This is a genomic window from Bradyrhizobium sp. USDA 3364 (assembly GCF_054056355.1).
The window spans coordinates 7,008,265-7,025,856 of record NZ_JBSRYG010000002.1; the positions used below are offsets into that span (position 1 = coordinate 7,008,265).

Annotated in this window: 15 protein-coding genes and 1 pseudogene; 11 read left to right on the forward strand and 5 right to left on the reverse strand. The window is 65.3% G+C overall.

Annotation, left to right across the window (positions count from 1 at the left end; genetic code table 11):
- From tmk to ACVILL_RS32900, 5 genes are all read left to right on the forward strand, one after another.
- On the forward strand, positions 1-687 hold the full coding sequence (tmk, locus tag ACVILL_RS32880) for a dTMP kinase (RefSeq protein WP_456732848.1): 687 nt from the start codon (positions 1-3) through the stop codon (positions 685-687).
- Positions 684-1,724, forward strand: coding sequence for a DNA polymerase III subunit delta' (locus ACVILL_RS32885; protein ID WP_456732849.1), 1,041 nt, complete (start codon positions 684-686; stop codon positions 1,722-1,724). Before tmk ends, ACVILL_RS32885 begins: the two co-directional genes overlap by 4 nt.
- A gap of 72 nt (positions 1,725-1,796) precedes the next feature.
- Positions 1,797-3,797, forward strand: coding sequence for a methionine--tRNA ligase (gene metG, locus ACVILL_RS32890; protein WP_456732850.1), 2,001 nt, complete (start codon positions 1,797-1,799; stop codon positions 3,795-3,797).
- Between the two features lie 14 nt (positions 3,798-3,811).
- Positions 3,812-4,603, forward strand: a complete 792-nt coding sequence (locus tag ACVILL_RS32895) for a TatD family hydrolase (RefSeq protein WP_456734421.1) — start codon at positions 3,812-3,814, stop codon at positions 4,601-4,603.
- Entirely contained in the window at positions 4,600-5,406 is an 807-nt protein-coding gene (locus ACVILL_RS32900) for an MBL fold metallo-hydrolase (protein ID WP_456732851.1), read from the forward strand. The genes ACVILL_RS32895 and ACVILL_RS32900 overlap by 4 nt, the downstream gene beginning before the upstream one ends.
- Positions 5,407-5,535: 129 nt before the next feature.
- On the opposite strand, the gene ACVILL_RS32905 is transcribed toward ACVILL_RS32900, so the two are convergent.
- From ACVILL_RS32905 to ACVILL_RS32915, 3 genes are read right to left on the reverse strand one after another with little or no spacing between them, the layout of a single operon-like run.
- Complete coding sequence (locus ACVILL_RS32905) at positions 5,536-7,185, reverse strand: acyl-CoA synthetase (RefSeq protein ID WP_456732852.1); 1,650 nt, start codon at positions 7,183-7,185, stop codon at positions 5,536-5,538.
- Between the two features lie 24 nt (positions 7,186-7,209).
- Positions 7,210-9,096: a TRAP transporter large permease gene (locus tag ACVILL_RS32910; protein WP_456732853.1), complete on the reverse strand. Its 1,887-nt coding sequence runs from the start codon at positions 9,094-9,096 to the stop codon at positions 7,210-7,212.
- 36 nt (positions 9,097-9,132) lie between these two features.
- A complete protein-coding gene (locus tag ACVILL_RS32915) occupies positions 9,133-10,152 on the reverse strand; it encodes a TRAP transporter substrate-binding protein (protein WP_456732854.1) in 1,020 nt (339 codons plus the stop codon).
- A 412-nt stretch (positions 10,153-10,564) separates the two neighbouring features.
- Between ACVILL_RS32915 and ACVILL_RS32920 the strand changes: the two genes are divergently transcribed.
- Complete coding sequence (locus ACVILL_RS32920; RefSeq protein WP_456732855.1) at positions 10,565-11,812, forward strand: DUF763 domain-containing protein; 1,248 nt, start codon at positions 10,565-10,567, stop codon at positions 11,810-11,812.
- Between the two features lie 6 nt (positions 11,813-11,818).
- Here ACVILL_RS32920 and ACVILL_RS32925 read toward each other — a convergent pair whose 3' ends face one another.
- Positions 11,819-12,625 (reverse strand): enoyl-CoA hydratase/isomerase family protein, encoded by an 807-nt coding sequence (locus tag ACVILL_RS32925; RefSeq protein ID WP_456732856.1) that lies wholly within the window; start codon positions 12,623-12,625, stop codon positions 11,819-11,821.
- A 74-nt stretch (positions 12,626-12,699) separates the two neighbouring features.
- Between ACVILL_RS32925 and nthA the strand changes: the two genes are divergently transcribed.
- From nthA to ACVILL_RS32940, 3 genes and pseudogenes are all read left to right on the forward strand, one after another.
- Positions 12,700-13,329 carry a nitrile hydratase subunit alpha gene (gene nthA, locus ACVILL_RS32930; protein ID WP_456732857.1) on the forward strand — a complete coding sequence of 210 codons (630 nt, stop codon included), beginning with the start codon at positions 12,700-12,702 and terminating at the stop codon, positions 13,327-13,329.
- Positions 13,326-13,986, forward strand: a pseudogene (gene nthB, locus ACVILL_RS32935) (nitrile hydratase subunit beta). The gene nthA and the pseudogene nthB overlap by 4 nt, the downstream one beginning before the upstream one ends.
- Complete coding sequence (locus tag ACVILL_RS32940) at positions 13,986-14,363, forward strand: nitrile hydratase accessory protein (RefSeq protein WP_456732858.1); 378 nt, start codon at positions 13,986-13,988, stop codon at positions 14,361-14,363. The pseudogene nthB and the gene ACVILL_RS32940 overlap by 1 nt, the downstream one beginning before the upstream one ends.
- 303 nt (positions 14,364-14,666) lie before the next feature.
- Here the strand turns inward: ACVILL_RS32940 and queC are convergent, their stop codons facing one another.
- Positions 14,667-15,395: a 7-cyano-7-deazaguanine synthase QueC gene (gene queC / locus ACVILL_RS32945; RefSeq protein ID WP_456732859.1), complete on the reverse strand. Its 729-nt coding sequence runs from the start codon at positions 15,393-15,395 to the stop codon at positions 14,667-14,669.
- Between the two features lie 129 nt (positions 15,396-15,524).
- Here queC and mazG point away from each other — a divergent pair, with 129 nt between their 5' ends.
- The gene (mazG, locus tag ACVILL_RS32950) at positions 15,525-16,379 is read left to right on the forward strand and encodes a nucleoside triphosphate pyrophosphohydrolase (RefSeq protein ID WP_456732860.1); all 855 of its coding nucleotides are present in this window, start codon (positions 15,525-15,527) and stop codon (positions 16,377-16,379) included.
- Positions 16,380-16,550: 171 nt separating this feature from the next.
- Positions 16,551-17,591: an IS110 family RNA-guided transposase gene (locus ACVILL_RS32955; RefSeq protein ID WP_456728609.1), complete on the forward strand. Its 1,041-nt coding sequence runs from the start codon at positions 16,551-16,553 to the stop codon at positions 17,589-17,591.
- The last annotated feature ends 1 nt before the right edge of the window (position 17,592 follow it).

Genomic DNA, 17,592 nt, shown 5'->3' on the forward strand with positions numbered 1-17,592 from the left:
ATGGCGGAAACAGCAGTCCAACGGCCGAGCTTGCGCGGTCGCTTCATCACCTTTGAGGGCGGCGAGGGGTCGGGAAAATCGACCCAGATCCGCAAGCTCGCCGAACGGCTCGACGCCGCCAAGTTGCGCGCGATCGTCACCCGCGAGCCGGGCGGATCGCCAGGGGCGGAGATCATCCGTCACCTCGTACTGTCCGGGATGGGGAAATTGCTCGGGCCGGAGGCCGAGACGCTGCTGTTTGCCGCCGCGCGCGACGACCATGTCCGCACCGTGATCCTGCCGGCGCTCAACCAGGGCATCTGGGTGCTATGCGATCGCTTCTTCGATTCCACGCGCGCCTATCAGGGCCAGCTCGGGCAGGTGTCGCCCGAACTCGTCAACGCCATGCAGCGCGTGACCATCGGCGATCTCAAGCCCGATCTGACCTTCATCCTCGATGTGCCGGTCGAGGTCGGGCTGCAACGCGCCGCCGCGCGACGCGGCGACGCCACGGCCGATCGCTTCGAGGCCGAGGGCATCAAATTCCATCAGGATCTGCGTGACGCCTACCGCCGGATCGCGGCCGAAGATCCTGAGCGTTGCGTATTGGTCGACGCCACGGCCGACCAGGACACGGTCACGGCCAGGATATGGGCCGCGCTGCGCGAACATCTGCGTGCAACGCTGACGGCGGACAGTCTTGCATGAGCGCGCGCAAGGTCGAACAGGAAAGCGCCGCTCGCCATCCGCGCGAAACGCCCGATCTGTTCGGGCATCGCGAGGCGGAGACCGCCTTGCTCGATGCCTACCGCAGCGGGCGCATTCCGCATGCCTGGCTGATCGGCGGCGCGCAAGGCATCGGCAAGGCGACGCTGGCCTACCGCATGGCGCGCTTCGTGCTGGCGTTCCGCAATCCGAAATCGTCCCAGGTCCAGCAGGCGCCGGCGCTGCGCGTCGATCCGTCCGATCCGGTGGCGCGGCAAATCACGGCGGGCGCCCATGGCGGGCTGCTGGTCTTGGAACGCGGCCTCAACGACCGCGGCGTGATGCGGACCGTGATCACGGTCGACGAGACGCGCGAGACGATCTCGTTCTTCGGCTCGACGGCCGCGGTCGACGGCTGGCGCGTTTGCATCGTCGACACCGTCGACGAGCTCAATCCCAACGCCGCGAACGCGCTGCTGAAGATCCTCGAGGAGCCGCCGCAGCAGTCGCTGTTCCTGCTGGTCAGCCACGCGCCGTCGCGGGTACTGCCGACCATCCTGTCCCGCTGCCGCAAATTGCTGCTGCGGCCGCTGGAGACGAGCGATGTGGTGCGCGCAGCCGCGGCCGCAACCGATATCGATGCCGACGATCCGGCGCTGGCTGAAGCCGCGGCAGCTTCCGAGGGCAGCGTTGGGCGGGCATTGTCGCTGCTTGGCGGCGATGCGCTGAAGCTGCAGCAGCGGACAGCCGCGCTGCTGGCGACGCTTCCGAGCGTCGATCCGCGTGAACTGCATGCGTTGGGCGATGCGCTCGGCACCAGCGACCGCGTCGCGCTCGCCGCTTTCATCGACGGCATCGATCGCTGGATGAGCGAGCGCATGCGCAGCGGCGACGCCAATGCCAATCTGCCGCGCCTTGCACGGCTGGCGGAGGTATGGGAAAAGATCGTCCGCGCCGCGCGCGATACCGAAGCCTACAATCTGGAGCGCAAGCCGCTGGTTTTCTCGGTGTTTTCGATGCTCGCGGATGCGACCCGATAGACGCCAAATCTGAAAACAATCTGTCCGACAACACTCCCGACAATCCCGTTTCGGTCTGCAAAGGATTTTGTGGTGGCCAAGAAGGCTAAGAAATCGTCCAAGAAAGCGGACAAGAAAGCGAAGAAAGCCAAGAAGGACGCTGCAAAGCAGGCGGCCGCCAAGACGCGCGCGACCAAATCCAAGGGCGCCGCGAAGAAGGCGGGCAAGAAAGCTGCCAAAGAAGCTGCGAAGAAATCGGGCAAGAAATCGGGCAAGAAATCCGGCAAGAGATCGGGCAGGAAAGCCGCGGCAAAAAAGGCCGGCCGCAAGGTCGCCAAGAAGGTGACGAAGAAAGCGGCCAAGAAGGGCTCGGCGAAGAAGGCGACGGCCAAGACCAGCGCCAAGACCAGCGCGCCGGTCGCGAAGGCGGCGGTCGCCGAGATGGCTCCGTCTCCCAAAAAGGCTCCCAAGGCTCCGGCTGCAAAGCCGGCGACGCCGAAGCAGCCCAAGCCTGCTGCGGCTGCTCCTGCGCCCGTTTCGGCACCTGCCGCGGATCGTGGCAACATCTACTACATCACGACCGCTATCGCTTATCCGAACGGCCAGCCGCATATCGGCCACGCCTATGAGGCGATCGCGACCGATGCGCTGGCGCGCTTCCAGCGCCTCGACGGCAAGGATGTGTTTTTCCTGACCGGCACCGACGAGCACGGCCAGAAGATGATCCAGACCGCACAGGGCGAGGGGATGACGCCGTACGATCTCGCGACCCGCAACGCCGCGCGCTTCAAGGAGATGGACGAGCGCCTCAACGTCTCGTTCGACCGCTTCATCCGCACCTCGGAGCCTGCGCACCACGAGTCGGTGCAGGCGATCTGGCGCCGCATGCAGGATAACGGCGACATCTACATCGACACCTATGCGGGCTGGTACTCGGTGCGCGACGAGGCCTATTACGCCGAGGATGAAACCACGGTCGGCGAGGACAACGTCCGCCGCGGCCCGCAGGGCACGCCGGTCGAGTGGGTCGAGGAGAAGAGCTATTTCTTCAAGCTCTCGGCCTACCAGGAGAAGCTCCTGCACCTCTATGAAAGCCAGCCCGATTTCATCGGCCCGGATTCGCGCCGCAACGAGGTGATGAGCTTCGTGCGCGGCGGACTGAAGGACCTCTCGATCTCGCGCACCACGTTCGACTGGGGCGTCAAGGTGCCCGACGATCCAGAGCACGTGATGTATGTCTGGGTCGACGCGCTGACCAACTACATCACCGGCGTGGGCTATCCCGACGAGGGCGACGAGCGCTGGCGCTACTGGCCGGCCGACGTGCACATCATCGGCAAGGACATCATCCGCTTCCACGCGGTGTACTGGCCGGCCTTCCTGATGTCGGCCGGCATCCCCTTGCAGAGGCGGGTCTACGCGCACGGCTTCCTGTTCAACAGGGGCGAGAAGATGTCGAAGTCGGTCGGCAACGTCGTCGATCCTTTCAACCTGGCCAACCAGTACGGCGTCGACCAGGTGCGTTACTTCTTCCTCCGCGAAGTGCCGTTCGGCCAGGACGGCAACTACAACCACGAGGCCATCGTCGCGCGCATCAATGCCGACCTCGCCAACGATTTCGGCAATCTCGCGCAGCGTTCGCTGTCGATGATCGCCAAGCAGCTCGGCGGCGTGCTGCCGGAGCCCGGCGAGTTCAGTGAGAATGACCGGGCGATCCTGGCGCAGGCCGACGCCATGCTGGAGACGTCGCGGACCGCGATGGCGACGCAGCAGATCCATCAATGGCTCAATACGGTCTGGGCCGTGGTCGCCGAGGCCAACCGCTACTTTGCCGGCGAGGCGCCGTGGGCGCTGGCGAAGACCGATCCGGAGCGTCAGAAGACGGTGCTGTACGTCACCGCCGAAGTCGTGCGGCAGATCGCAATCATGGCGCAGGCCGTGATGCCGGAGTCCTGCGCCAAGATGCTCGACAGCCTCGGCATATCAGCGGATGCACGCGGCTTTGCTGCAATCGCCGAGCGGATCAAGCCAGGATCAATTCTTCCTGCACCCGTTGGCGTGTTTCCACGCTACGTGGAACCGAAAGCCGAGTGAGCGGTTCGAAATTCATGCTGGTCGACAGTCACTGCCACCTCGATTTTCCTGATTTCGCCGACGATCTCGACGGCATCGTCGGCCGTGCCGAAGCGGCCGGCATCGGCCGCATGGTCACGATCTCGACGCGGGTGAGGCGGCTCGGCGGCCTGCTTGCGATCACGGAGCGTTTCCCGGACGTCTACTGCTCGGTCGGCACCCATCCGCATCACGCCGATGAAGAGGACGGCATTCCGGCCGGTGAGCTGATCGAGCTGACGAAGCATCCGAAGGTCGTGGCGCTCGGCGAAGCGGGGCTCGACTATTTCTACGAGCACGGTTCGCGCGAAGCCCAGGAGCGCGGCTTCCGCGCCCACATCGCGGCGGCGCGCGAAACCGGCCTGCCGCTCGTCATCCACACAAGGGAGGCCGACGAGGATTGCGGCCGCATCCTGGAGGACGAGGTCGCGAAGGGGCCTTTCAAGGCCGTCCTGCATTGCTACACCGGCGGCCGCGAGCTCGCGATGAGGGCGATCGCGCTCGGTCTGTCGATCTCGTTCACGGGCATCCTGACCTTCAAGAAGTCGGATGCCCTGCGCGCGCTGGCCGCCGAATTGCCGGCCGACCGCATCATGGTCGAGACCGACGCGCCGTATCTTGCGCCCGGCAAATTCCGCGGCAAGCGCAACGAGCCGTCCTACGTCGTCGAGGTCGCCCAGGTGCTCGCGGAAACCCGCGGCGTCTCGCTGGAGGAGATCTCGCGGCAGACCACCGAAAACTTCTTCCGGCTGTTCTCCAAGGTGCCGGCGCCGAAGGCTGCTGCATGACGCTGACACTGACAATCCTGGGCTGCGGCTCATCCGCCGGCGTGCCGCGCCCGGCGCTCGGCTGGGGCGCCTGCGATCCGAACAATCCGAAAAACCGACGCCGCCGCTGTTCGATCATGGCCGAGCGCACCATGGAGCACGGCACCACGCGGGTCGTGATCGACACCGCGCCCGACCTGCGCGAGCAGTTGATCGACGCCAATGTCGAGCATATCGACGCGGTGTTCCTGACGCATGAGCATGCCGACCAGACCCACGGCATCGACGATCTGCGCTCGGTCGTGCTGCACCAGCGCCGCCGCATCCCGGTCTACTTCAACCAGTCGACCGCCAAGGACATCATGGCGCGGTTCTCCTATTGCTTCATCTCGCCGGAAGGCAGTGACTATCCGCCGATCCTGACAAGACATTCGATCGAGGCCGGCGAGAGCCACGCGGTTCAAGGGAAGGGCGGTCCGCTGAAGCTGGAGGCCTTCCTGGTGCAGCATGGCCAGATTCCGGCGCTAGGCTACCGCATCGGTGATGCCGCCTACACGCCCGATCTGCACGACATTCCCGAGCAGAGCTGGCCGGCACTTCAAGGCCTAGAGCTCTGGATCGTCGACGGCCTGCGCTATGCGCAGCATCCCAGTCACTTCAGCGTTGCGGACGCGCTGTCATGGATCGAGCGCTTCAAGCCGAAGCGCGCCGTCATCACCAACATGCATTCCGACCTCGACTACGAGGTGCTGCGGCAGAGCCTGCCGGCCGGCGTGATCCCGGCCTATGACGGCATGCGGCTGACGCTCGACCGGGCAGGCTAGTCTAGCGCGCGATGAGTTTTGGTTGAATCAGCTTGGCGCGGTCTTGGTTCACCACTCCCCGTTGGGGAGAGGTGAACTTTCGACGCCGTTCCAGCTCAACCTAACTTCATCCCGCTTTAGGCTGAGGCCTCAGGCCGAGATCGCCTTGGCCGAGCCGACCTCGTTGCGCAGCAGGAATTTCTGGATCTTGCCGGTCGAGGTCTTGGGGATCACGCCGAACACCACTGACTTCGGCGTCTTGAAGCCCGACATGTGCTCGCGGCAATAGGCGATGATCTCGGCCTCGGTCGCCTTGGCGCCGTCCTTGAGCTCGATGAAGGCGCAGGGCACTTCGCCCCATTTCGGATCGGGCTTGGCGACCACAGCGGCGAACAGCACGGCGGGGTGCTTGTAGAGGATGTCCTCGACCTCGACGGAGGAGACGTTCTCGCCGCCGGAGATGATGATGTCCTTGGAGCGGTCCTTGATGATGACGTAGCCGTGCTCGTCGAGCACGCCGAGATCGCCGGTGTGAAACCAGCCGCCGGCAAACGCTTCCTGCGTCGCCTTCTCGTTCTTCAGATAACCCTTCATCACGATGTTGCCGCGGAACATGACCTCGCCGATGGTCTCGCCGTCACGCGGCACCTCGCGCATGGTCTCGGGATCGAGCACCGTGACGCCTTCCTGCAGCGGATACGACACGCCCTGCCGCCGCTTGAGCTGCGCGCGCGCATCGGCCGACAACTCTTCCCAGCCCGGCTGCTCGGCGCAGACGGAGGCGGGGCCATAGACTTCGGTCAGCCCGTAGACATGCGTCAGCTTGACGCCGATGCGCTCGGCGCCCTCGAGCACCGCAACCGGCGGCGCAGCGCCCGCGATCAGGCCGATGACCGGCTTCGCCTTGCCACCCTTCGGCGCACCGGGCGCATTGATCAGCGTGTTGTAGACGATCGGCGCGCCGCACATGTGGGTGACGCCGTGCTTCGGGATCAGCTCGAAGATCTTGGCCGGATCGACCTTGCGCAGGCAGACATTGACGCCGGCGGTCGCTGCGATCGTCCAGGGGAAGCACCAGCCGTTGCAGTGGAACATCGGCAGCGTCCAGAGATAGACCGGATGCTGGCCGAGATTGCCGGCGAGAATGTTGCTGACCGCGTTGAGGTAGGCGCCGCGATGATGCGTCACCACGCCCTTGGGATTGCCCGTGGTACCGGACGTGTAGCTGAGCGCGATCGCATCCCATTCGTCGCCCAGTGGCCGCTCCACGAAAGCTGGATCGCCTTGCGCGACCGCCGCCTCATATTCGATCTCGCCGATCCGCTTGCCGCCGTTGAAGGCGGCATCGTCAACGTCGATCACGAACGGCTTTGCGCCCTTCATCAGGGTCAAGGCTTCCGCGATGACGCCGGAGAATTCGGGATCGACCAGGATGATCCTGGCGCCGCCATGATCGAGCTGGAACGCGATCGATGCCGCATCGAGCCGGATGTTCAGCGCATTCAGCACCGCGCCGGTCATCGGCACCGCAAAGTGCAGCTCGTTCATCGCCGGAATGTTCGGCAGCATCGCCGCGACCGTGTCGCCATGGCCGATGCCATGGCGCGCGAGATAGGACGCGAACCGCTTGCAGCGTTCGTAGGTCTCTCTCCAGGTGAAGCTGCGGCCCTCATAGACCGCGCTGATGTGGCCGGGATAGACGGCGGCCGAGCGCGCCAGGAAGCTCAGGGGCGTCAGCGGCACGTAGTTCGCGGGCGTCTTGTCCAGCCCGATCGAGTACTGGTTTTGAGCTGCACTCATGGCTCTATCCGATCCGCAAGGTGCTTAGAGGAAACCGATCGATATCCAGGGGAAGATGGCGACGATGATCAGGCCGATCAACAGCGCCAGCATGTACCCCCAGATCGGCCGGATACCCTCGGCCGGATCGACGCGCCCGATGGCGCAGGCGGCATAATAGCCGACGCCGAACGGCGGCGCGAACAATCCGATGCCCATCGCCAGGATGATGATCATGGCGTAGTGCACCTCGTGGACGCCGACCTGGTGCGCGATCGGAAACAGCAGCGGCCCGAACAGCACGATCGCCGGGATGCCCTCGAGCACGCTGCCGAGGATCACGAAGGCCAGGATCGAGACCGCGATGAAGGTCGCCGAACCGCCGGGCAGCCCGGTCATCGCCGCGGCCAGCGCCCGCGAGAAGCCGGACTGGGTCAGGCCCCAGGCCATGCCGGTCGCGGTACCGATGATGAACAGGATCGCGCCCGACAGGCAGGCCGTGTCGATCAGCATCGGCAACAGCCGCCGCCAGCTGAACTTGCGATAGATCAGGAGGCCAATGACGAAGGCGTAGACGATGCCGATGGTCGAGACTTCGGTCGCCGTCGCGATGCCTTCGACCACGGCGTAGCGGATCACGAAGGGCAGGGCCAATGCGGGCAGGGCGAACACGAACGCCTTGCCGATCTCGCTGCCGGTGGCGCGCTGGACGTGGCTCAGATCCTCGCCGCGGTAGCGCCACCACACCAGCCCCGACAGCGTGATCGCCAGCACCACACCCGGCAGCAGGCCGCCGGTGAACAACGCCGAGATCGAGACGCCGGTGACCGAGCCGATTGTGATCAGCACGAGGCTCGGCGGAATGGTTTCGGTCTGGGCGCCGGTCGCGGCGAGCAGGGCGACCAGGTCGCCCGGCTTGGCGCCGCGCTGCTTCATTTCCGGGAACAGCACCGGTGCGACGGCGGCCATGTCGGCGGCCTTCGATCCGGAAATGCCGGAGACCAGGTACATGGCGCCGACCAGCACGTAATGCAGGCCGCCCCGGACATGCCCGAGCAGGCTCGCCAGGAACGCGACCATCGCCCGCGCCATGCCGGTCATCTCGATCAGGAGCCCGAGGAAGACGAACAGCGGCACCGACAGCAGGATCAGATGGCTCATGCCCTCGTCCATCCGGCCGACCAGCACCATCAGCGGCGTCCGCGTCGTCAGCGCCAGATAGCCGAACACCGCCATGCCGAAGGCAAAGCCGATCGGCACGCCGGCGAACACGCAGAAGCCGACCACGCCGACGAAGAAGATGATCAGATTGAGGTTGCCGAGTGGCCGGAACAGTGGCTGCGCCAGCCAGAATGCGCCGATCAACGCGGCCACGGTGAACACGGCCAGCAGGAAGGTTTTGACATCGCCGACCCGCGCCAGCCGCAGCAGCGCGAACAGCGCCATCAAACAGGTGCCGACCGGCAGCGCGGCAGCACGCCAGGTGTTGGATATCTGCAACGCCGGCGTGGTGATGAAGCTTTCCTCGTAGGCATATTCATAGGCCGGCCGCACGATCAGGATCAGGAACGCCAGCGCGGCGCAGGTCGCGACCACGTCGAGATAGGCCCACAGCCTTGGTCCGGCGCTCGCGACCAGCGCCGTCATGCGCATGTGCTCACCGCGGCGGAACGCCACTGCCGAGCCGAGCATCGCGAGCCACAGGAACAGGATCGACGCCAGTTCGTCGGACCAGATCAACGGCGCGTGCAGCACGTAACGCGACACCACGCCGGCGAACAGGATCACGACCTCGGCGACGACCAGGATCGCCGCCGGGATCTCGACCAGCCATCCGAGCGCCGCGTCGATGGAACCGAGGACAGAGCGGCGGCGAGGGGACTGCGACGCCGCCTCGCCGGCCACGGCCGGCGTCATCTCGACATGAGCCATAGCAAATCTCCGCTGGCGAGCCTCCCGCTTGAACGATCAGGACAGTTTGCCGACGGACTTCTCGAGCAGATCCCAGGCCTTTTCGCCGTACTTGCCCTTCCATTCGGCGTAGAAGCCGGCGGCGCGCAGCTTGTCGCGGAACGGCCCGACCTCTGGCTGGTTGAACACCAGGCCCTTGCCGGTCAGTTCCTGCTTCACGCTGGCGTTCAGCTTCTCGGTGTCTTCGCGTTCCTTGACGGCGGCCGCGTTGACGTTCTTGGCGACGATGGCCTTGATATCGTCCGGCAGCGCCGCCCAGGCTCTGCGATTCATCAGGAACCAGAAGCCGTCCCACATGTGGTTGGTCATCGAGCAGTACTTCTGCACCTCGTACAGCTTCGCGGCCGAGATCAGCGCCAGCGGGTTTTCCTGGCCTTCGACGATCTTGGTCTGCAGCGCCGAATAGACCTCGCTGAAATTGATCGAGGCGGGCGAAGCATCGAACGCCTTCAACATCGAGGTCCACAACGGCGACACCGGCACGCGGATCTTGAAGCCCTTGAGGTCGTCCGGACCGGTGATCGGCTTGGTTGACGACGTGGTCTGGCGGAAGCCGTTGTCCCAGATCTTCTCCATGACCTCGAGGCCGGCCTTGTTGATCTCGCCGCGCACATAGGCGCCGAGTTCGCCGTCCATGGCCTTCCAGACCGTGGGATAATCAGGGAACGCAAAGCCGATGCCGTTGATCGAGGCGGCCGGCACCAGCGTTGCCAGGATCAGGCCGGATAGCGTGAAGAACTCGACGCCGCCGGAGCGCACCTGGCTCAACATGTCCGTATCGGAACCGAGCTGGCTGTTCGGGAACACCTGGAGGTCAAACCGGCCGTTTGTCTCGGTCTTGATCGCCGCGGCCATCTCCCGGGCGCGCGCCACGAACGGATGCGACTCCGGCAGGTTGTTGGCGAACTTGTAAGTGAATTCGGCCGACTGGGCGCGCGCCACATACGGCGCGCCAATTCCGCCCAGGACGGCGGAAGCGGCGGAGACCTTCAGTAGCGTGCGTCGTGAAAAGCTCATTGGTGTTGCTCCCTCGAGAGGCTTGTTGTTGTTCTGAGATGCCATCCTATACGGACCTGATGTCGCGGGGTCACCAGCGATCTCTGCACAGCTGGGGCTTATTGCAGCGTCCGTACGCCGCGGCAATATCGGCTTTCTGACGAGATGCTTGTGCGTGGATCGTTGCGCTCTCGGGACGAGCCCGGACCGGTGGTCGGGATCGGCCATGCTGCGGTCGGGTGCGAAGATTTCCCACTAAATATCTGATCCAATTGTAGATATAAATATTCCATAATATACCTTATGCGAATTACGGATATGGGCGTCCGGGCAACTTGACGCCCGGGTTCGCGGGTTGGCCTGATGGTCTGCCCTCGACTCAGGGACACCGCGTCGGGGCTTGATCCAAGGGCTAGCCAGGGCTTGGAGACCGATGGCACGACGAACCGGCAGCGCCGACCTGCCGCTTCATGGTGGACGCGTGCCGCCGTGGCTGGCGGAGCGCATGGCGACGCTGGGCGCCATCATCGCGCAGGCCGTGGTCCATCACTACGGCCGTGACGCGTTCCTGCAGCGGCTGTCGCATCCGTTCTGGTTCCAGTCGTTCGGTGCCGTGATGGGCATGGACTGGCATTCGTCGGGCATCACCACGAGCGTCATCGGCGCGCTCAAACGCGGGCTGGCGCCGCTGCAAGACGAACTGGGCATCTATGTCTGCGGCGGCCGCGGCAAGCATTCGCGACGGACGCCCGACGAGCTGACGGCGCTGGGCGAACGGACCGGTTTCGACGGCGTGGCCCTCACCCGTGCCAGCCGTCTGGTCGCCAAGGTCGACAGCGCCGCGGTCCAGGACGGTTTCGAACTCTATCTGCACGGCTTCTTCGTCACCGCGGACGGCAAATGGACCGTGGTCCAGCAAGGCATGAACGACCACAAGCGGCAAGCGCGGCGCTACCACTGGCATTCCGAGGGCCTGCGCAGCTTTGTCGACGAACCGCACAGCGCGATCGACGGACCGACGCAGGGCGAGATCGTCAATCTCACCGACCACCGCGCCGATGCCTCGCGCCAGGCGCAGCTCGATCTGCTCGCCGTGCTCGGTCCCGACGGCATTGCGCATGAATATGCCGAGCTGACCGAGAAGGTGGAGGCGCAGGGCGATCTCCTGCACCTGATCATGCCCGCGCATCACGATGTGCGCTCGAGCGACGTCTTCATCCGTCGCCTGCACGGCACCCTCGCCGCCGCCGCAGAGCGCGGGCCGCTGGATTTTCCGGAGCTGCTGCTGACGCCCGGCGTCGGCGCCCGTACCGTCGAGTCGCTCGCCATGGTCGCCGAGGTCGTCCACGGTACGCCGTACCGTTTCCGTGATCCGGCACGTTTCTCGCTCGCGCATGGCGGCAAGGACCGTCATCCGTTTCCGGTGCCGATCAAGGTTTATGATGAAACCATTGGCGTGCTGAAATCGGCGGTGCAGCAGGCGAAACTCGGCCGCGACGAGGAGATGCAGGCGTTGAAGCGGCTGGACGATCAGGCGCGCAGGCTTGAGCTGACCGCAACCGGCCCGTCCTTCGATGCTTTCGTTGCCAACGAGCGCGCCCGTTCGCCGGCCCTTGACGGCCGCTCGGTGTTCGGCTGGGAGGCCAACCTCTCCAGCAGCGATATCGCCAAACGCCGGTGACGCCCGTCAGCGGCCCCTGAAGCGCGGCTTCCGCCGTCCGAGGAAGGCCGCGACGCCTTCCTTGTGATCGTCGGTCAGGCTCGCCAGCGCGAACTGGTCGAGATCCATGTGGCTGGCGAGATCATCGAGCGCATGCGCCAGCCGGTTGACCGTCAGCTTGGTCATCGCCACTGAAATCGGCGGCTGGGCCGCGACCCTGGCTGCCAGCGCCATCGCGGCCTCGAATGATTTGCCTGTTGCAGTCACCTGCTCCACCAGGCCCCATTCATAGGCCTCCTCGGCCGAGATCCGGTCGTCGGCCAGGATCACCGCCTGCTTGGTGCGCGCCGGGCCGATCAGATGCAGCATGCGCGGCACGCTCTGCCAGCTCATGTTCATGCCGAGCGCGATCTCCGGCACCCGTAGATGCGCGTCGCGCGCCATGATGCGGAAATCCAGCGCGACCGCGAGCGCCACGCCGCCACCGACGCAAAAGCCCTCGATCGCGCCGATCGTGACCTGTTCCATCTCCTGCCAGGCGCGCGTCAGCCGCGGCCCGAGCTTCAGGTGCCGGCGCAGCGTGCCCATGTCCATGGTCTGGCGCGAACGGCCCTCGGCATCTTTCAAGTCGAAGCCGGCGCTGAACGATCTGGCGCCGCCGGTCAGCACCACCACCGAGGTGTCGCCGTCGTCCTCGAAACTGCGTGCCGCATCGGTCAGCTGCCGCAGCGCTTCCGGCGACAGCGCGTTGATCCCGTCTCCGCGGTCGAACCGCACCACCGCGATGCGGCCCTCCGGCCCGAGGCCCTTCTCGATCGTCACATGGTCAGCCACGCATACCTCCCTGCTCGCATTGTTGTGTACTGCTTGCCTCGACATAGCACGGCGGTTTCGCCTATTCTCTTGGCATGAGCGAACATGATCACCACCACCACGATCACGACCATTCCGAACTGTCGGAGACCGAACTGCGCGTCCGCGCGCTGGAATCGATCCTGACCGAGAAGGGCTATGTCGAGGCTGCCGCGCTCGACGCCATCGTGCAGGCCTATGAGACCAAGATCGGCCCGCACAACGGCGCACGTGTCGTCGCCAAGGCCTGGAGCGATCCCGCCTTCAAGCAGGCGCTGCTCGAGGACGCCAGCAAGGCGGTCGGCACCCTCGGCCATGTCAGCCGTGTCGGCGACCATCTGGTCGCGATCGAGAACACGCCTGGCCGCCACAACATGGTCGTCTGCACATTGTGCTCCTGTTACCCCTGGGAAATGCTCGGGCTGCCGCCGGTCTGGTACAAGGCCTCGCCGTATCGCTCGCGCGCGGTCAAGGATCCGCGCGGCGTGCTCGCCGATTTCGGCGTCAGCCTGCCGACGGAAACGGAAATCCGGGTCTGGGATTCGACGGCGGAGACGCGTTTCCTGGTGCTGCCGATGCGGCCCGCAGGCACCGAAGGCTGGAGCGAGGAACAGCTCGCCGAGCTTGTGACGCGTGATTCCATGATCGGTACCGGCTTCCCGAAGACGCCGGGAGCGCCGTCGTGAACGGCGTCCATGACATGGGCGGCATGGACGGGTTCGGCAAGGTCGAGCCCGAGCCGAACGAGCCGATGTTCCATACCGAATGGGAATCGCGGGTGCTGGCGATGGTCCGCGCGATGGGCGCGGCCGGCGCCTTCAACATCGACGCCTCGCGCTTCTATCGCGAGACCCTGCCCCCGCAGGTCTATCTGTCGAGCTCCTACTACAAGAAATGGTTCCTTGGGCTGGAAGCCCTGCTGCTCGACAGGGGCTACATCTCCAAGGACGACGTCGCCGCCGGACATGCCGTCGCGCCGGCGAAAGCGCTCAAGCACGGCAAGTTCTCGACCGCCGACATCGAGCGCATCATGGTGCGCGGCAGGTTCGGCCGCGCCGCGCCGGGACCGGCGAAATTCAAGGCCGGCGATCGGGTGCGGGGCGAAGAACATCCATCCCGCCACGCACACGCGGCTGCCGCGTTACGTGCGTGGTCATGTCGGCGTGGTCGAGCGCGATCATGGCTGTCACGTGTTCCCCGATACCGCGGCGAACGACGCCGGCGAGCATCCGCAATGGCTGTACACCGTCGTGTTCGACGGACGCGAATTGTGGGGACCGGATTCCGACCCGACCATCAAGGTCTCGATCGACGCGTTCGAGCCGTATCTGGAGGCCGTCTGATGGATGCCGGCGCCGCCGCGCGCGCGACCAGCGCCGTGTCCAGCATTCCCCGCGATCAGGACGGCCCAGTGTTCCGCGCGCCCTGGGAGGCGCAGGCGTTCGCGATGGCCTTGACGCTGCATGACCGTGGCGTGTTCACTTGGCCCGAATGGGCCGCGGCGCTTGCCGACCAGATCAAGCGTGCGCAGGCGGCTGGCGATCCCGACACCGGCGAGACCTATTACCAGCACTGGCTGGCGACGCTCGAACACCTCGTGGCCGCCAAGGGTGTCACGACGAAGGACGCGCTGCACCGCTACCGCGACGCCTGGGACCACGCCGCCGATCGCACCCCGCACGGCCAGCCGATCGTGCTGACGGCGAAGGATTTCGAGTAGCATTCACAGCTATCGGCGCTCCGAAAGCATAAGTTTTCGGCCACCTCCCGCAGCTTGGCGATTGCAGCGTGGCAAGGTTAGTTGCAGAACTCTGCAAATGCCATAGGCGGTAGCCCGGGCCGGGTGCGCGATTTCGGAATAATGGAAAAATACGGCTGATTTGCCCGACGTGTCAAGGGGGGCGTGTCGAACGCCGACAGCCGACGGCGACTTTGCATGGGGTTGTTTTCGAAATTTTGGCAGAGCGCCCTTGCGACGCGGCGTTGGATGCGATCGCCGCGGGAGCTTGCGCCGTTGGACAAATCAGTGACTGGCGCCACCACCCTGCGCGACATACTCCCGCCACCCCTTGGCGCGCAGGCTGCAGGCCGGGCATTCGCCGCAGCCGTAGCCCCAATCATGCTGCGCGCCGCGTTCGCCGAGATAGCAGGTGTGGGAGTGCTCGCGGATCAGGTCGACCAGCCCTGCCCCGCCGAGCTCGTGCGCGAGCCGCCAGGTCGCGGCCTTGTCGAGCCACATCAGCGGCGTGTGCAGCTCGAAGTCCTTGGCCATGCCGAGGTTGAGCGCGGACTGCAACGCCTTGATGGTCTCGTCGCGGCAATCCGGATAGCCGGAATAGTCGGTCTCGCACATGCCACCGATGATGTGGCGGATGCCGCGCCGATAGGCCAGCGCCGCGGCGAAGGTGAGGAACACGAGGTTGCGGCCGGGCACGAAGGTGTTGGGCAGACCGTCCACGCCCATTTCGATGGCGACGTCGCGGGTCAGCGCGGTGTCGGAGATGTCAGACAGCGTCGGGATCGCAAGCGTGTGGCTGTCGCCGAGCTTGGCCGCCCAGTCCGGCCGCAGCGTCTTGATGCCGGCCAACAGCCGATCGCGGCAATCGAGCTCGATCGAATGGCGCTGGCCATAGCTGAAGCCGAGCATCTCGACTCGCGCAAAACGCGACAAGGCCCAGGCAAGACACGTCGTGGAATCCTGGCCGCCGGAAAACAGCACCAGCGCGGTGTCGGAAGTGGTCTGATTGGTCATGGAACGCGCTTTACCACTCATTGGGTTCACCGCCAATTGGTGGACAGCGCCGCGATTTCGGCGCGTTTTGCTGGGATCGACAAGCCCGATTTGGCATAACGCGTTCTACCCTTCACAGTCCGGTGTCCCATGACCCCTTCCCGCGACATTTCCCGGCTGATCGAGATCATGGCTGCGTTGCGCACGCCGGTCACCGGCTGTCCGTGGGATCTCATTCAGAACTTCGAGACCATCGCGCCCTACACCATCGAGGAGGCCTATGAAGTCGCGGACGCGATCACGCGCGGCGATCTCGACGATCTGCGCGAGGAACTCGGCGACCTGCTGCTGCAGGTGGTCTATCACGCGAGGATGGCCGAGGAGCAGAACGCCTTTGCGTTCGGCGACGTAGTCGAGGCGATCACGCGGAAGATGATCCGCCGCCATCCGCATGTGTTTGCCGACAAGAACGGCAATATCCAGCCGGCCGGCGTCAAGAGCGCCTGGGAGCGCATCAAGGCCGAGGAGAAGGCCGAGCGCGCGGCGCGGCGGCCGCCGGAGGACGCCGCGCACAAATCGCTGCTGGCAAGCGTCAAGGCCGGCCTCCCTGCCCTGACCCGCGCGATGGAATTGCAGCGCAAGGCCTCCACCGTCGGCTTCGACTGGAACGACCCGCGCGCGGTGCTCGCCAAGATCCGCGAGGAGGCCGACGAGATCGAGGCAGCGCTCGACCGCAACGACAGGCAAGAGATCGCGGAGGAAACCGGCGACCTGATGTTCGCGCTGGTCAACCTCGCCCGCCACGTCGATGCCGATCCGGAAACCGCGCTGCGCGCGACCAACGCGAAATTCGAGCGGCGGTTTGCCTATATCGAGAAAGTGCTGGCGGCGAAGGGGCGCTCGCTCGATGACGCGACGCTGGAGGAGATGGACGCGTTGTGGAATGAAGCAAAATCCGCAAATGACGCTGTCGTCCCGGCGAAGGCCGGGACCCATACCGCGTGATCTGTCGATAGGCTGACGGTGGCAGTACCTCGCGACGGCCAGTCGCCGTTGCAACGCTAAACTTCGGCCGTGCTCAACAACGACGGCCGGTGGTTGATGGGGTGGACGGCCCCCTACGGCATCAGTGTGCCAGAATGAGGTTGTTGCAAATCTCAGACAAGGGAGCCGTCCGTGAGAGAGATTATCCGCATTGGAATGGATACGTCGAAGCATATTTTTGTGCTGCATGGGGTTGATGCGGCGGAGCAGGCGGTGTTGCGCAAGAAGCTGTCGCGCAAGCAGGTGCTGGAGTTCTTTGCCAAACTGCCGCCGACCGTGGTCGGGATGGAGGCGTGCGGTGCGGCCCATTACTGGGCTCGGGAGCTTGGCAAGCTCGGCCATGAGGTGAAGCTGATGGCGCCGCAGCTGGTGAAGCCGTATGTGGAACGCAACAAGAATGACGGGCGAGACGCGGACGGGCTGTGCGAAGCGATGAGCCGGCCGCGGATGCGGTTTGTGCCGGTGAAGAGCGCCGAGCAGCAGGCCGCGCTGATGCTGACGGGCGTCCGCGACGGGCTAATCGCCCGCCGCACCCAGCTCAGCAATGCGATCCGCGGCTATGCGGCGGAGTTTGGCCTGATCGCCGCCAAGGGACTGGACAAGATCGAGCCGCTGCTGGCACGGATTGCGCAGGACGAGAGCCTTCCGGCGCTGGCGCGTGAGCTGTTCGCCATGCAGGGCCGCGACTACACGCAGCTGCAGGGCGAACTGAAGACGATCGAGGCCAAGCTTTTGGCCTGGCACCGGGCCAACGCCACGAGCCGCCGTCTGGCCCAGATCCCCTCGGTCGGTCCGATCATTGCGACGGCGTTGGTGATGAAGACCCCCGACCCGCACGCGTTCCGCTCCGGCCGGTGGTTCGCGGCCTGGCTCGGCCTGACACCCAAAGACCATTCCACCGCCGGCAAGACCAGGCTCGGCAAGATCACCCGCGCCGGCGACGAGACCCTGCGTCGGCTGCTCGTGGCAGGAGCCACTGCGGTGATCCGGCAAGCAAGGCTCGGACGCGGCCAGCCCTCGCGCTGGCTCGTTGCGCTGCTCAAGCGTAAGCCGCCGAAGCTGGCGGCGGTGGCGCTCGCCAACAAGGTTGCCCGCATCGCCTGGAAGCTGATGGTCACGGGCGAGAACTACGACGCCGCACGGATCAATGCCGCGCCGGCAATCGTCACCTAAG

Coding starts and splice junctions, on each gene's coding strand:
- tmk (WP_456732848.1), top strand. CDS start 1: ATGGCGGAAACAGCAGTCCAACGGCCGAGCTTGCGCGGTCGCTTCATC.
- ACVILL_RS32885 (WP_456732849.1), top strand. CDS start 684: ATGAGCGCGCGCAAGGTCGAACAGGAAAGCGCCGCTCGCCATCCGCGC.
- ACVILL_RS32895 (WP_456734421.1), top strand. CDS start 3,812: ATGCTGGTCGACAGTCACTGCCACCTCGATTTTCCTGATTTCGCCGAC.
- ACVILL_RS32900 (WP_456732851.1), top strand. CDS start 4,600: ATGACGCTGACACTGACAATCCTGGGCTGCGGCTCATCCGCCGGCGTG.
- ACVILL_RS32905 (WP_456732852.1), bottom strand. CDS start 7,185: ATGAGTGCAGCTCAAAACCAGTACTCGATCGGGCTGGACAAGACGCCC.
- ACVILL_RS32910 (WP_456732853.1), bottom strand. CDS start 9,096: ATGGCTCATGTCGAGATGACGCCGGCCGTGGCCGGCGAGGCGGCGTCG.
- ACVILL_RS32915 (WP_456732854.1), bottom strand. CDS start 10,152: ATGAGCTTTTCACGACGCACGCTACTGAAGGTCTCCGCCGCTTCCGCC.
- ACVILL_RS32920 (WP_456732855.1), top strand. CDS start 10,565: ATGGCACGACGAACCGGCAGCGCCGACCTGCCGCTTCATGGTGGACGC.
- nthA (WP_456732857.1), top strand. CDS start 12,700: ATGAGCGAACATGATCACCACCACCACGATCACGACCATTCCGAACTG.
- ACVILL_RS32940 (WP_456732858.1), top strand. CDS start 13,986: ATGGATGCCGGCGCCGCCGCGCGCGCGACCAGCGCCGTGTCCAGCATT.
- queC (WP_456732859.1), bottom strand. CDS start 15,395: ATGACCAATCAGACCACTTCCGACACCGCGCTGGTGCTGTTTTCCGGC.
- mazG (WP_456732860.1), top strand. CDS start 15,525: ATGACCCCTTCCCGCGACATTTCCCGGCTGATCGAGATCATGGCTGCG.